The 13,575-nt window shown below is 48.4% G+C and carries 11 protein-coding genes; 2 read left to right on the plus strand and 9 right to left on the minus strand.

The features are described from left to right. Window positions 1-193: 193 nt before the first annotated feature. From ACO6V5_RS10185 to ACO6V5_RS10195, 3 genes are all read right to left on the minus strand, one after another. Complete coding sequence (locus ACO6V5_RS10185; protein WP_422410574.1) at window positions 194-1,612, minus strand: hypothetical protein; 1,419 nt, start codon at window positions 1,610-1,612, stop codon at window positions 194-196. 534 nt (window positions 1,613-2,146) lie between these two features. After that, entirely contained in the window at window positions 2,147-3,739 is a 1,593-nt protein-coding gene (locus tag ACO6V5_RS10190) for a hypothetical protein (protein WP_422410576.1), read from the minus strand. A gap of 320 nt (window positions 3,740-4,059) precedes the next feature. Continuing rightward, window positions 4,060-6,249, minus strand: a complete 2,190-nt coding sequence (locus ACO6V5_RS10195; protein ID WP_422410578.1) for a hypothetical protein — start codon at window positions 6,247-6,249, stop codon at window positions 4,060-4,062. A gap of 391 nt (window positions 6,250-6,640) precedes the next feature. Between ACO6V5_RS10195 and ACO6V5_RS10200 the strand changes: the two genes are divergently transcribed. After that, the gene (locus ACO6V5_RS10200; RefSeq protein WP_422410580.1) at window positions 6,641-7,624 is read left to right on the plus strand and encodes a transposase; all 984 of its coding nucleotides are present in this window, start codon (window positions 6,641-6,643) and stop codon (window positions 7,622-7,624) included. Window positions 7,625-8,080: 456 nt separating this feature from the next. After that, window positions 8,081-8,368 carry a hypothetical protein gene (locus tag ACO6V5_RS10205; RefSeq protein WP_422410582.1) on the plus strand — a complete coding sequence of 96 codons (288 nt, stop codon included), beginning with the start codon at window positions 8,081-8,083 and terminating at the stop codon, window positions 8,366-8,368. A 118-nt stretch (window positions 8,369-8,486) separates the two neighbouring features. Here the strand turns inward: ACO6V5_RS10205 and ccmI are convergent, their stop codons facing one another. The 6 genes from ccmI to ccmD are packed head-to-tail and all read right to left on the minus strand — an operon-like array spanning window position 8,487 to window position 13,572. Next, window positions 8,487-9,656 carry a c-type cytochrome biogenesis protein CcmI gene (ccmI, locus tag ACO6V5_RS10210; RefSeq protein ID WP_422410584.1) on the minus strand — a complete coding sequence of 390 codons (1,170 nt, stop codon included), beginning with the start codon at window positions 9,654-9,656 and terminating at the stop codon, window positions 8,487-8,489. Then, window positions 9,653-10,183: a cytochrome c-type biogenesis protein gene (locus ACO6V5_RS10215; RefSeq protein ID WP_422137574.1), complete on the minus strand. Its 531-nt coding sequence runs from the start codon at window positions 10,181-10,183 to the stop codon at window positions 9,653-9,655. Before ACO6V5_RS10215 ends, ccmI begins: the two co-directional genes overlap by 4 nt. Beyond that, window positions 10,180-10,722: a DsbE family thiol:disulfide interchange protein gene (locus ACO6V5_RS10220; RefSeq protein WP_422133159.1), complete on the minus strand. Its 543-nt coding sequence runs from the start codon at window positions 10,720-10,722 to the stop codon at window positions 10,180-10,182. Before ACO6V5_RS10220 ends, ACO6V5_RS10215 begins: the two co-directional genes overlap by 4 nt. Beyond that, complete coding sequence (locus tag ACO6V5_RS10225; RefSeq protein WP_422410587.1) at window positions 10,719-12,737, minus strand: heme lyase CcmF/NrfE family subunit; 2,019 nt, start codon at window positions 12,735-12,737, stop codon at window positions 10,719-10,721. The genes ACO6V5_RS10220 and ACO6V5_RS10225 overlap by 4 nt, the downstream gene beginning before the upstream one ends. Further along, window positions 12,737-13,270 carry a cytochrome c maturation protein CcmE gene (gene ccmE, locus ACO6V5_RS10230; RefSeq protein WP_422133157.1) on the minus strand — a complete coding sequence of 178 codons (534 nt, stop codon included), beginning with the start codon at window positions 13,268-13,270 and terminating at the stop codon, window positions 12,737-12,739. Before ccmE ends, ACO6V5_RS10225 begins: the two co-directional genes overlap by 1 nt. Next, window positions 13,267-13,572 (minus strand): heme exporter protein CcmD, encoded by a 306-nt coding sequence (ccmD, locus tag ACO6V5_RS10235; protein ID WP_422133156.1) that lies wholly within the window; start codon window positions 13,570-13,572, stop codon window positions 13,267-13,269. Before ccmD ends, ccmE begins: the two co-directional genes overlap by 4 nt. Window positions 13,573-13,575: the final 3 nt, after the last annotated feature.

The following is a 13,575-nucleotide window of genomic DNA, read 5'->3' on the forward strand; positions in this document are numbered from 1 at the left end:
ATGGGTGTCATGTGCCTCCTTTTGGGTGTCATGTACCTTATTAATTATTTAATGGGTGTCTTATTTATTTTTATTTTATGGGTGTCATGTGCCTCCTTTTGGGTGTCATGTACCTTATTAATTATTTAATGGGTGTCTTATTTATTTTTATTTTATGGGTGTCATGTGCCTCCTCATGTGCCTTATTAATTATTTAATGGGATTTAATGGGTGTCTTATTTTTTTGGGTGTCATGTGCCTTTTGTTTATGGGTGTCATGTGCCTTTTGTTTTTGGGTGTCATGTGCCTTTTGTTTATGGGTGTCATGTGCCTTTGCCTTTTGGGCGTCGTCCGTCGGACTTGTCTCGGAACACTCAATAATGCCCAGAATACTTCCTAAACAAGATGCGCCATGACAATCACCATAATTCTGGCTATTTATCAGCATATTATTCATTTCCTGCCTGACGTAGTCCGTCACACTTGCCCTTGCATCCAGGATAATGCGTAGCAAACCATTCGCATCAGTCCAACGCCTGGTTTTCAGGCTCTCTAACAGCATGTTGCTCAGTACCTGCTGGTCGTCGTCCAGCAGACTTGTCTCAGTGTCCTGAATAACGCCCAGAAAACGACCTACACTATCCCAATCCCAACGCTTCCGGGCCTCTATCAGCATGTTACCCAATACCTGCTGGAGGCCGTTCGTGAGACTTACCCTGGCATCCCGAATAATGCCTACTAAACGATCTACTTCATCCCAGTCCCTATTAATCAGGGCCTCTGTCAGCTCATAACTCAGTTCTTCGGGGGCTTCTTGCATCCCCGTTGCCCCAGTGCCCTGATCACTGAGTTGTTGTGTTCCCTGAGGCAGCAGGGTATCAACCGGCCTTTCCTGATTTGTTGTTGTCTCTGCTCTTTGAGTAGTCGCGTCGGAGACACTGGCAGAAGCCGTTTGTGAGGAATGAGTATCCGTCGGCTCGTTACAGGAATCGGGTAAGTCCACCTGTGCTTCTTCGAGTTCCCGCCGGGCGTCGTCCTTCGGACTTGTCTCGGAACACTCAATAATGCCCAGAATACTTTTTAAACGAGATGCTCCATGACAATCACCATAATTCTGGCTCTTTATAAGCATGTTACTCATTTCCTGCCTGTCGTAGTCCGTCACACTTGCCCTGGCATCACGGATAATGCGTAGCAAACCATTCGCATCAGTCCAACGCCTGGTTTTCAGGCTCTCTAACAGCATGTTGCTCAGTACCTGCTGGTCGTCGTCCAACAGACTTGTCTCAGTGTCCTGAATAATGCCCAGTAAACAACTTACACTACCCCAATCCCAACGTTTCCGGGCCCCTATCAGCATGTTACCCAGTACCTGCCGGGGTTCGTTCGTGAGACTTACCTTGGCATCCCGAATAATGCTTACTAGACGATCTACTTCATCCCAATCCCCATTAATCAGAGCCTCTGTCAGCTCATAACTCAGTTCTTCGGGGGCTTCTTGCATCCCTCTTGCCCCAGTGCCCTGATCACCGGGTTCAGGACCCAATATTTCTGTTAACTCAGGCAAGTTTTTTCTACATAGCGGGCAGGTTGACCTTGCCTCAAGTGGAGTATGTTGAAACAACTTCTGCATACAATCTCTGTGAATTTTATTGTTACAACATGGAATGAGTGTCACGCCTCTGCCAAACACGCGCTGACATATACAGCACCTGCCGTTCGCTTCAGCAGGCTGTCTGTTTTGAGAATGATTAACTGAGTTACCTGGCTTTAAGTTATCCATTATTAATACTTCCCTGCAAAATTGTTTAAACCTGGTATTTTGACCACCAGTCTTCAGGAAAGTTCCATTTCGGTCTGCCCGTGGAAGAGCATCAAACTCCCTCTCATTTAAGATCTGGAGAACAACCACGATGAGGAAACTACCGCTCGTATCCACAACAATAATGCTTGCAGCCTGTTAGCAGGCTGTGTCACTGAGCGATGGTTCGGGACTGCATATCAACAATGACTGCTGGACCGCCAAATCTTGTTCTTCTTTACTATTTGCTCTGGCGAGTGAAAAGAGAATAAAACCTTTTTGATTTTCTGAGCGACACCTTTCAGTGACCCGCTTGCTGACCTTGGCTCCTCGCGGAATTGACCCCGAATATGCATGAGCGGTCCCTCACGATGCCTTGCGTCTTCGCACGGACATCCGGGATGCAAGGGCTGGCAACAAAGGCGGTGAAACAGGGTCCACACTGATGCCAAAGATTTTACTCATGACGTGATCACCCATCCCGTCGGTAGTGAGTATCTTAAGCAAAGGGCTCAGTATTGTGGGGGTAATAGCCTGGGCAAACCCTGTTTTTAGCTTCTGCCACTGCTGCTGCATTGGTGATATTTCGCTTTGCCCTGACAGTGCTGAAAATTCCCTGCAGGCAGCTTTTTTAGCATCGTTTTCGTCGGCGTATATACCGAGACACTTAAAGCCTTTATCGCCAACATCACCACCTTGATGTTCGATAAATGTCAGCAATTGATCAAGCAAATGGCGCAAGCCCTGTTTATCATGACACGACAGGTTTTTGGCCGATTTCTCACCGATTTTGAAGATGATTCTGGAAAAAAGCATGCCAATTTCAGGGGATAAAAGGCTTTGTATCGCAGGCAAATTTAATGCTTTGGCTAACCCTGGATTATGATCCGATAACTGATCCACCAAGCGCTGAAAATCATTATACTTCTGTCGCAACCCATCAAGATCGGTTTTAATCTGCGAAGCCTCATAAATTAAATCATCCTGAGACAACATTGCCGATTTTGGAACCGTTGTTGTAAACAGAAAAGATTGACTATCGTGATTGAGGAAACGATCACGGTACTTCTTTTGCGGATGCTCTGCATAAATTTCTTTCAGTTTCTTGTATGGCCACCGTTCGGTATAGCTTGGGCACTCGATGTAATTTTTGCGACCAGCCTGGCAGACAAGGTAGTGCCCCTGTTCACTGTACCCACCATCGACTTTGGGATCTAGCGGGTAACTGACACGGAGAAATGTTTTCTTATCCGTTTTGGCCAGATAACAATTGTCATCATCGTGTTCAACATCGCTTTTGCCCAATATGGTCTGAAGAACAGCCAGCATTGATTTCATTGATGCCAGATAACTCCCTGAGGAGTCCATATAATCGGTAAACTCCTTCAAGGTTTTACGGTATTCACAGCCATTACAGCGGACAAAACCATCTTTAAGATAAAACCCCTTTAGTGCCAGAAGGCTTATTAATTCCTTTACGTCAGCGCCTTGGATGTAAGGTAACAAGGGGTGAAAACTTCGTAATCTTTCAGCGTAATCTGGCACCTCATCAGCCAGAACAAATATTTTATCTTGCCCATGTTGGCCAACTATCCTGGAAGCCTTTATCACTCGCTTATCGGTGTAGTCGTTGACCAGAAATATTTTCACATCCCGGTGCCTGATGGCAGTCATACGAAACTTGCAATCAAACCCTGACACTGGCTGAAACTTCAGAAAAACTGACTCACCCCTGGCCACCGTTATTTCAAAATGATTTATTTGATCAGCTTTATCGCTGACAATTCCTGCCCAAACCAGATAACTCTCTTGGCTGGCCCGAGCATGCATTTCATCCAGATCAATACTGAACTCAGTGTCACCCTTATCATTCTTGACATCCAATTTTTTGATAGAATTTTGGGATACTGATGGTAAAGGTCGAACCGGAATAAAGATCCTTGACTGTGCAGGAAACATAATTAAAACTCCTTTAAAAAATACTCACTCCTTTTTAGGGCTTAAGCACCAAATAAGTACTATGAAACTTAATAATCCCTCAAGCTTTTCGTTGTCCCGACCAGCAGCTAACCGTTTAAGTTTTATACCGTCAACAGCGAATGACAGTCACATTTCTGCCAAACTTTTCTCTTAGCTGAATAATCGTCAAGCTTCGTAACAGCTTAAATTCCAGTAGATCACGAACTTTGTACGCCGTCCTTGCTCCGCTGCTCTTGATAATCTTCTGGAAAATATCTGCTTTATCCCAAGACTCATTATCCAAGGCCTCTATCAGCTTGTCACTCAGTGCCTGCTGAGCTCCGAGCATCAGCCTTGCCATCGTCCATCGGCCTTGCTCCGATGCTCTCCAGAATGCATCGAATTCTATCTGCGCTATCCCAGGAATCGTTATACATAGCCTGTACCCGCATGTCACTCAGTGCCCGCTGGTCGTCGTCTGCCAGCCTTACCCCGGTGATCTGGATAATGCCTTGAAAACTGTTTGCCTTATCCCACAACCTCTTTAGCACAGCCTCAACCAGCTTGTCACTGAGTACCCGCTGATCGTGGTCCGTCAGCCTTGCCACGGTGCCATCGTCCATCAGCCTTGCCCCGGTGCTCTGCATAATGCCTTGAAAACTATTTGCGTCATCCCACGCCCCATTTTGCACAGCCTCTATCATCTTGTTACTCAGTGCCCGCTGGGCGTCGTCCGTCAGCCTTACCATGGTGCCATCGTCCATCAACCTTGCCCCGGTGCCCTGGATAATGCTTTGCAAACTAAATGCTCTTTCCCATAACCCATTATTCACAGCCTCTATCAACATATTAATCAGTACCCGCTGGTCGTCGTCCGTCAGCTTTGTCATGGTGCCCTGGATAATGCTTTGCAAATTATATGCGTTTTCCCACGATCCATTATTCACAGCCTCTATCAGTTTGTGACTCAATACCTTCATTTCGTCGTTCGGCAGTATTGTCCAGGTGCCTTTAAAAATCTGCTGTAAACGATCTGTGATATCCCAAGACTCATTATTCAAAGCCTCCATCAGTTTGTTCGCCAGTGCCTGCTGGTCGTCATCCGACAGCCTTGCCCTGGTACCCTGGAAAATGCGTTGAATTTTATCTGTGTCATCCCACAAGCCATTATTCACAGCCTCTATCAGCTTGTTACTCAGTATCCGTTCGTCGGCGTCCGTCAGACTTGCCCCGATGCCGTTAATAACCTGCTGTAAAAGATCTGCGTTATCCCACGACCCGTTATTCAAAGCCTCTATCAGCATGTTACTCAGTGCCCGCTCGGCTTCCTGCGTCGGCCTTAACCATAGAATTTTGCCCGTCGGCCGTGCCCCGATGTCCTGGATAATGCGTTGCAGGCTATATACTTCACCCCACAACCCATTATTCACAGCGTCCATCAGCTTATTACCCAGAGCCCGCTCGTGTTCGAACTGCGGTATTGTCCTGGTGCCCTTAATAATCTGCCGTAAAATATCTGCTTTATCCCAGGACTTATCATCCACGGCCTCTATGAGCTTGTTACACAGTGCATCCTGGAAATTGTTCGGCATCCTTACCACGGTGTCCTGGATAATGCATCGCAAACTATCTGCTTCATCCCACAACCCATTATTCACAGCCTCTATCAGCCTGTTACCCAGTGCCTCCTGGAAGTCGATGCTCGGCCTTGCCCCGGTGCCCTGGATAATGCATCGCAAACTATCTGCTTCATCCCACAACCCATTATTCACAGCCTCTATCAGCCTGTTATCCAGTGCCTCCTGGACGTCGTAGATCGGCGTTGCCCCGGTGCTCTTAAAAATCTGCTGTAAAAGATCTGCCTTCTCCCAAAACCCAGTATCCACGGCCTCTATGAGCATGTTACCCAGTGCCAGTTTAGCTTCATAAGTGACCCAGATATAATCGGGCTTCAGCTTTATCCCAGCATCCTGAATAGCGCGTTGAATGTTATATGCCTTATCCCATAACCCATTATTCACAGCCTCTGTCAGATTGCCAATCAGTGCCCACTGATCGTCTTCCGCCAGCCCTGCACTGGTGCCCTGAACACTGTCTTGTTGAAGTTCCGTAGGAGGCAGGGTATCCATCTGTCTTTCATGACTTGTTGTTGTCTCTGCTTTTTGGGTAGCGGAAAAATTACCAGAGGCCGATTGTGAGGAACAGGCACCCAGAGGCTCGTTAAGCGAACCTGGTATGTTCCGTTGCGCCCCGACGCTAACTGAGAAAGGTTCTGATTGCGCTGAATCAAGCTGCCCGGCGTTGCACAATGGGCATCTTAGCCTTACCTCCAGTGGAGTAGCTTGAAGCGCCTGTAGCAAATAGGCTGTATCAATTTTTTTCGAACAACAAGCGGTGACGGTCACATCTCTGCCAAACACTATTTTGCATATAGGGCAGCTATTACCTGCTTCAGCAGGTTGGCTATTTTGAGAATGATCAACTGGCTTAGTGGAGTTTGGATTTATCATGATTAATTCCTACATGAAAGTTTTTTCAGTTAAAGTGCGGACAAGTCATCTGCGGGATCTGCAAACCATTAAATGCCAGCTTGATAGTGAATTCTCTGGGCAGACCTTAGCACCACAGAATTTGATCATATATTTTGACAGCAGTTAATTAATTTGGTTCCGTAACCAACGCATTAAAGCTAATACGGGATTGATGCCAGCCAAGGGAAACAGGAACAGGAAAACACCCACTGAAAAAAGAAAAAAAAGCCCCCCCCCCAAAAAAAAACAAAAAAAAAGACACCCATAAATTTGCTTTACCATCAAAAAAAAGACACCCATAAATTTGCTTTACCATCCACCTGGTCTACTTTTCACCTACGATTGATTTTTTTCCCAGACAGGTGAGTTCATGGCCCAAGCTCGCAATACCCTGATTGACCCCGGCTCAACGCCTTATTACCACTGCATGGCAAGATGTGTTCGTCAGGCTTACCTCTGTGGAGAGAACCACCTGACTGGCAAGAATTACGAGCATCGCCGCCAGTGGGTGGTGGATAAACTCCGGGAACTGGTTTCTGTCTTTGCTATCGAAGTCTGCGCTTACGCTGTCATGTCGAATCATTATCATGTGGTTTTGCACATCAATCAGTCATCTGCCAGAGGCTGGTCACGGAATGAAGTGCTTCACCGTTGGACGACCTTGTTCGCAGGCCCGCTTCAGGTGCAAAGGCATCTGGCCGCTGACAAACTGGGCAGCGCTGAGTTGGCCCGTATCGATGAATATGCTGAGGAATACCGACGTCGTTTAATGGATATCAGCTGGTTTATGCGCTGCCTGAATGAACATCTTGCTCGTGAGGCCAATAAAGAAGACCAGTGTAAAGGACGCTTCTGGGAAGGACGCTTTAAAAGCCAGGCATTGCTGGACGAAGCAGCGTTACTGACCTGCATGACCTACGTTGACTTGAATCCGATTCGGGCTGGAAAGGTAGAAACACCGGAAGAATCAGACTACACGTCGATTCAGGAACGTGTGGAGCAGATTGAACATTCTGAAACCAAAAGGCAGCCGCTGACCCTGAAACCTTTCTGTTTACAAGGACAGGATACGGACGTTGCCCTTCCCTACCTTCTTCACGACTATCTGGAACTGGTTGACTGGAGTGGCCGCGTTGTCAGGACAGATAAGAAAGGTTCCATCCCGTCGTGTACCCCTCCTATTCTTGAAAGATTGGACATTGATCCGGATGAGTGGCTGAAAACCATGCAATGGAATAATCGTTTTTATCGGGCAGTTGGCCGTCTGGAAGCGATGAAGGCCTTTGCACTTGAAGTTGGACAGAAGTGGCTTCGAGGGTTAAACGCCTGCAGTCGTTTGTACCTGACAGGTTAGCGTAGAAGTCAGTTAAGGAATTAAACACTTTCTCTTTATCCTTCCTCGACTTTAAGTCGGAATAGTTTTGTGTTGTCTGAATCATGGCTTGAGCAGCCTCTGTTCGTCGAATCCTGTTGTGTGGCTCGGTGATAAGCTATTCGAAGATAGGTTTTCAGATCCTTTTTTGGGGATACAGTTTTTAAATGTTTTATTCAATGGGTGTTTTATTTTTTATGGGTGTCTTATTTTTTTTCTTTTTCTTTATATCTTATTTTTTATGGGTGTCTTATTTTTTTTTTGGGTGTCTTATTTTTTTATTTTTTTTTATGGGTGTCTTATTTTCTTGCCGAAAGCTTTGACCATCAGCCTTCGGGCAAGATCAACCCCTGATTTAACACTGAACCTGCCCCTTTGATAACAACGTCTATAATTCCTTATCACTCTTAATAAATACAAGACAGGAAAACACTCACTATGACAAAACTACTGCTCTTACCGACAACAACAATCATACTGTGCAGCCTTTTATCAGGCTGCGTCACCGAGCCAATGGTTCAGGATGATAGCTTCCATAACGACCAGCGCCCCGCTCCGGTATTGACTGAGGAAGAATCTGGCATCAGCCGCCAGAACCGAATTAATCACAACCAATACAGGATGAAACATGACCGACGGATGGAGTATCAGCCCTCTCCCGGACCGCAGAACATGCCCTCCTGGAAAATGACCTTTCCCAACATTGAGCCGGTCATCGTAGACTGAATCACAGTAAACAGGCATGAAGAGGCGAAAATGGAACGAGGTGTACAGGAAGAAAAAATAACGCTGCCCGGTCAGTCAACGAGGCAGCAAATTTAAAGAATTTAGAAGGGCAGCAAGATCAGCTGGCAGGTGCGATTCGCAGCTGAATAACGCCGTTATCCTTGATTTTTACATCACGGACCTCAGCCTGATAATCAGCCTGAGCCACATCGCCTGAAAGTGTAACACGAGCCACCACATCCAGACTTTCTGTATCCGACAGGCTGACTGAGCCCATCATCATGGCAGCATTATCATCCAGTATTACCTCTTTGGGAAGGTCACTGACCTGCAGAGGAACAGCAGCAATAGGGGGCTTTTTGGCACCGCTCTCACGGGCAAAAACAATGACTCTGGCTTTACCCGGAAGATTACTAAGCTCAGGAGCCAATTCGACATTGATCCGCAATTCTGCAACCGTTTCACCCATTAGTTTGCGTGCTTTGGTAATACCGGCAGACAAGGACTGTCGGGCAGCCATATCATCTTCAAAAGAGAGGGCTTTGGTCCAGGCCTGAACTGCCTGCTGGTAGTCTTCCTGCTCAAAAGCATCAATACCCTTGAGCCCTAATGCCGTGGTGTTGCTTTCATCCTTGCTGAGTGCATCCTGATAGAGGCCACGCACCTCGCCATTGATCTGGTTGCGGTTCGCCAGGAACAGCACCTGAGCCAGTTGGGCCGACGCCTGAGGACTGCCTTCGGTGACGGTGTACAGCTTCTTATAAGCGTCAATCGCCTTATTAACCTCACCCCTGGCCATGTAACGACCTGCCAGCATATACCAGGCCTGAGCATTGTCAGGTCGTTTGTCACTCCAGGCTTCCAGGGTAGAGATCATCTCTTCATGAGACACATCCCGGTTCATCATCTCAACGACAGACAGTTCTGTCTGTGAACCGAGGTAAAGGTAAACGGGCACAGCCATGGCTGGAATCAGGAAGGCCAGAAACAGAGCCAGGCTTTTGTTACTACTGCCGGTGTAACTGAGCTTCACTTTCTTATCAGCCACATCCTCCAGCAGCTTCTTTTCCAGCTCAGTGCGAATCTGTTCAGCATCTTCCGGTGTCAGCAAACCCTGATCCAGCTGCTTTTTCAGTTCGGCTTCTTGCTCTTTGAAATAAGCAATATTGGAAGCCTTGTCGGAAACACCCTGATCCGCACCAGGTCGACTGCGGAACCACAGTGGCGTAACGACGAGAGCCATACCCATGAGAGTTAAAATGGAAGCGATTATCCAGAACTGCGTCATTTATCTTTACCACCCAGTATCTTTTCCAGCACGGCTTTGTCCTGCTCGTCCAGCGTTTCATCTGCGATCCCGGGACGATGCTGTTTAAGGATTCTGAACAGTATGAAAATGCCCAGCAACAGCAGAATCAGAGGACCAAACCAGAGGGCGATGGTGCGGGCATCCATTCGGGGCTTGTAGAGTACAAAGTCACCGTACCGATCCAGCATAAACTGGATAACGGTGTCATCATCGGCCTTCTCTTCAACAATCATACGGTGAACTTCACGACGCAGATCCTGAGCAATAGGCGCATTGGAATCGGCAATAGACTGATTCTGACATTGAGGGCAGCGCAGTTCTTCGTTCAGACGGAAAAACTGCTCCTGCTGCCGGGGAGAATCAAACTGATAGTTATCAATAACCCCGGCATAGGCGCCCGTGCTGACCACCACTGCGACGAACAGCGCCAGTATGAGCCTGAAAGAAAGAACAACACTCGCAGATTTCAGCAGCGATGAGTGCCTGAACAAATAGTCGAGAGTCATTGTACTAACTCCTTCTGCAGAGCGTCGTAACGAGGCTTGAGATCTTCCTTCCAGACCCGGTCATCAATGATCCCGATGTGTTTGTGACGAATCACACCCTTTTTGTCGATCAGAAAGGTTTCCGGTGCGCCATAAACACCCAGGTCCAGACCCAGCCTGCCATCCTTATCAACAATGTTAAAAAGGTAAGGATCTTCGAGGCGATCCAGCCACTCCAGAGCATCCTGACGCTCATCTTTGTAGTTGAGGCCTACAATATTGATGCCTTCCCGGGCAAGCTTTATCAGGTAAGGGTGCTCAACCTTACAGGCCGGACACCACGAACCCCAGACATTGAGTAGCAGAACCTTGCCTTTCAAGGCTGCTTCGGTAACGCTCTCTTCAGGCTGCTTCAGTTTTTCGAGGCTGAATTCCGGAACAGGTTTATCCAGCAGCATAGAAGGCAGTTCACTTTTATCTTCCATGAACAAACCGATATAAAGCAGCACACTGAACGTCAGAAAGAAACCTAATGGGAGAAATAGTTTCCAGCGCTTCACGCCTGACCTCCTGTCGTGATGGCTGCATCCTTATCTGAATCCCCGGCGGGCTTTTTGTTACCCAGTAAAGCCTCTTTCCTGTTCTTGAGACGGACACGATATCGCTTGTCAGAAATCGCCAGCAAACCACCCAGAGCCATAAAGATGGAACCCAGCCAGATGAAACGAACATAAGGCTTAACGTGGAGACGGACTGCCCAACTATCGCCACCCAGTGGCTCGCCCAGGGCGACATAGAGATCACGGGTTAAGCCCGGATCAATATCCGCATCAGTCATCGGCATGTTCTGCACGGTATAAATACGCTTTTCCGGTTCGAGGACAGCTATTTTCTTCTCATCCTCAAAGACACTTATAGTGCCGTAGTCCGCTACATAGTTAGGCCCCTGACGCTGACTCACACCATCAAACCGGAAGACGTATTCGCCGACCTGGGCAGAGTCACCCGGACTCATTCGCAGATCTTTTTGAACACTGTAACCAGACGTCAGTGCCACACCAATAAAGGTAACCGCCAGACCCAAGTGTGCCAGCTGCATGCCATAGTAGGCTGGCTTGAGCTTTGTCAGTCCTCTCAGCAGACCGGTATTACGGGTTTTATTACGTACATCCTTGCCAATGGTGAGTACCATCCAGAGGACAAGCCCAATCGCCAGCGCTTCACTCACCCGGAAGCGATCTCCGTACAGGAAGCTGAATGCGACACCGCCGATCACAGAGACAATAAGAATCCAGCGCACCTGCTGTTTCAGCCAGCTGACGGAGCCTTTTTTCCAGTTCAGCAGAATACCGATACCCAGACAGGCAGCCAGCAGCATGGCGAGAGGAACAAACAGCAGATTAAAGTAGGGAGGGCCTACAGAAATCATGCCCAGATCCAAGGCATCCAGCAGCAGTGGGAACATAGTACCCAGCAGTACCGTGGCGCAGCTGGTCACCAGAATAATGTTATTCAGCAACAGCAGGGTTTCACGGGAAAGCAGGGAGAAACTGATTTTACTTCTCACTTCCGGTGCCCTGAATGCAAACAGGGTCAGGGAAGCACCCACCACCACCAGCAGATAGCCCAGAATAAAGAGACCACGCTCAGGATCGTTGGCAAAGGCGTGAACCGAGGTCAGCACACCGGAACGAACCAGGAAAGTACCGAACAGACTCAGGGAAAATGTGGTGATCGCCAGCAGCAGTGTCCAGCTCTTGAACAGCCCGCGTTTTTCAGTCACTGCCAAAGAGTGAATAAGTGCCGTACCCGTCAACCAGGGCATCAGGGAAGCATTTTCCACAGGGTCCCAGAACCACCAGCCACCCCAGCCCAGCTCGTAATAGGCCCACCAGCTACCGAGGGAAATACCTGCTGTCAGGAAACACCATGCCACAGTTGTCCAGGGGCGAGCCCAGCGTGCCCAGGCGCTGTCCAGCTGGCCACCGAGCAATGCCGCAATAGCAAAGGCAAAAGCGACCGCAAAACCAACATAGCCCATATACAACATGGGCGGATGCACAATCATACCCAGATCCTGCAGCAGCGGGTTCAGATCAGAACCGTCGGCAGGAGGAAATGGCAGAATACGGGCGAACGGGTTTGAGGTCAGCAGGATAAACAGCATAAAGCCAACGCTGATCATACCCATGACCGATAACACTCTTGCAGACAGTTCCGGAGGCAGTTTATTACTGCGCAGAGCAACCGCCTGTCCCCAACCGGTCAGGGTCAGAACCCAGAGCAACAGAGAACCTTCATGGCCACCCCAGACGGCAGTGACCTTGTAGTAAACAGGCAACAGGGAGTTGGAGTTGCTGGCTACGTACTGAACCGAAAAGTCATCCGAAAGAAAAGCAACTACCAGACACATGAACGACAACAGGACAAAAACAAACTGACCTGTTGCCAGCGTTTTACCGGTAGCCATCCAGTTCAGTCGGCCATTGTAGCTACCTGCCAGTGGGATAATACTTTGCAGCAGAGCCAGACAGGTTGCCAGTATCAGGGCAAACAGCCCCAGTTCAGGATTCATTACTTGCTCTCCGATGCCTGAGAGTGAAGGCTCTCAAGGGGCTGTTGACTCTCCTGTGGGTATGACGGGGCGCCATCAGGCTTATCTGACGGATTGCCTGACTTCGAACCATGAGCTTTGTCGATGGCCTTCTGTACTTCCGGAGGCATATAGTTTTCATCATGCTTGGCTAACAGCTCCTCGGCTACAAAACGACGGTTTTCATCCAGTTTGCCGGTTCCGACAATGCCCTGACCTTCTTTGAAAAGGTCTGGCAGGATTCCGGTATATTCCACTTCCACTTCGCCATCGCCATCACTGATTCGGAATCTGGCTTTCAGGCTGTTCGGATCACGTATGACCGAACCCGGAACGACGATACCGCCACCACGGATCCTCTGACCGACGGGCGCTTCGCCTCTGGCCATCTGGGCTGGAGAAAAGTAATGGTTGATGTTTTCCTTCAGGGCAAACAGAGCAAGGGCCACAGCAATACCGACGCCGGCCACCAATAAAAGCACTAATAATAAGCGTTGTTTGCGAACTGGATTCATTCCACTTCTCCCTCCCGGACACCCTGATCTTTAATATTGACTCTGTCTTCCCGCTGACGGGTTATTGTCATTTTTTGCTTTCTGTCAGCTGTCAAGCTTTGGCGCCTGTTCGCTGTTAAGCTCCGGTCTCTGGACCGGCTGCTGCGCACCTGACGCAGAACCTGGGAAAGGATCCGCTTTCTGGCCCGCAACGGAGAAATTATGTTGTAGGCAATGATCACCAGACCAATGCCGTAGGCCGCCCAAACAAAGACACCGTGACCATCCATGCGTATCAAACTGGCCAGACTTTCAAAATACATAGT

Origin of the sequence: Endozoicomonas sp. ALD068, assembly GCF_049310145.1 — a bacterium.
In the GTDB taxonomy this organism is placed as follows: Bacteria; Pseudomonadota; Gammaproteobacteria; order Pseudomonadales; family Endozoicomonadaceae; genus Endozoicomonas_A.

Excerpts from the sequence above, each read along its gene's own strand:
- ACO6V5_RS10185 (WP_422410574.1), bottom strand. The coding sequence starts at position 1,612 with ATGCAGAAGTTGTTTCAACATACTCCACTTGAGGCAAGGTCAACCTGC.
- ACO6V5_RS10190 (WP_422410576.1), bottom strand. The coding sequence starts at position 3,739 with ATGTTTCCTGCACAGTCAAGGATCTTTATTCCGGTTCGACCTTTACCA.
- ACO6V5_RS10195 (WP_422410578.1), bottom strand. The coding sequence starts at position 6,249 with ATGATAAATCCAAACTCCACTAAGCCAGTTGATCATTCTCAAAATAGC.
- ACO6V5_RS10200 (WP_422410580.1), top strand. The coding sequence starts at position 6,641 with ATGGCCCAAGCTCGCAATACCCTGATTGACCCCGGCTCAACGCCTTAT.
- ACO6V5_RS10205 (WP_422410582.1), top strand. The coding sequence starts at position 8,081 with ATGACAAAACTACTGCTCTTACCGACAACAACAATCATACTGTGCAGC.
- ccmI (WP_422410584.1), bottom strand. The coding sequence starts at position 9,656 with ATGACGCAGTTCTGGATAATCGCTTCCATTTTAACTCTCATGGGTATG.
- ACO6V5_RS10215 (WP_422137574.1), bottom strand. The coding sequence starts at position 10,183 with ATGACTCTCGACTATTTGTTCAGGCACTCATCGCTGCTGAAATCTGCG.
- ACO6V5_RS10225 (WP_422410587.1), bottom strand. The coding sequence starts at position 12,737 with ATGAATCCTGAACTGGGGCTGTTTGCCCTGATACTGGCAACCTGTCTG.
- ccmE (WP_422133157.1), bottom strand. The coding sequence starts at position 13,270 with ATGAATCCAGTTCGCAAACAACGCTTATTATTAGTGCTTTTATTGGTG.
- ccmD (WP_422133156.1), bottom strand. The coding sequence starts at position 13,572 with ATGTATTTTGAAAGTCTGGCCAGTTTGATACGCATGGATGGTCACGGT.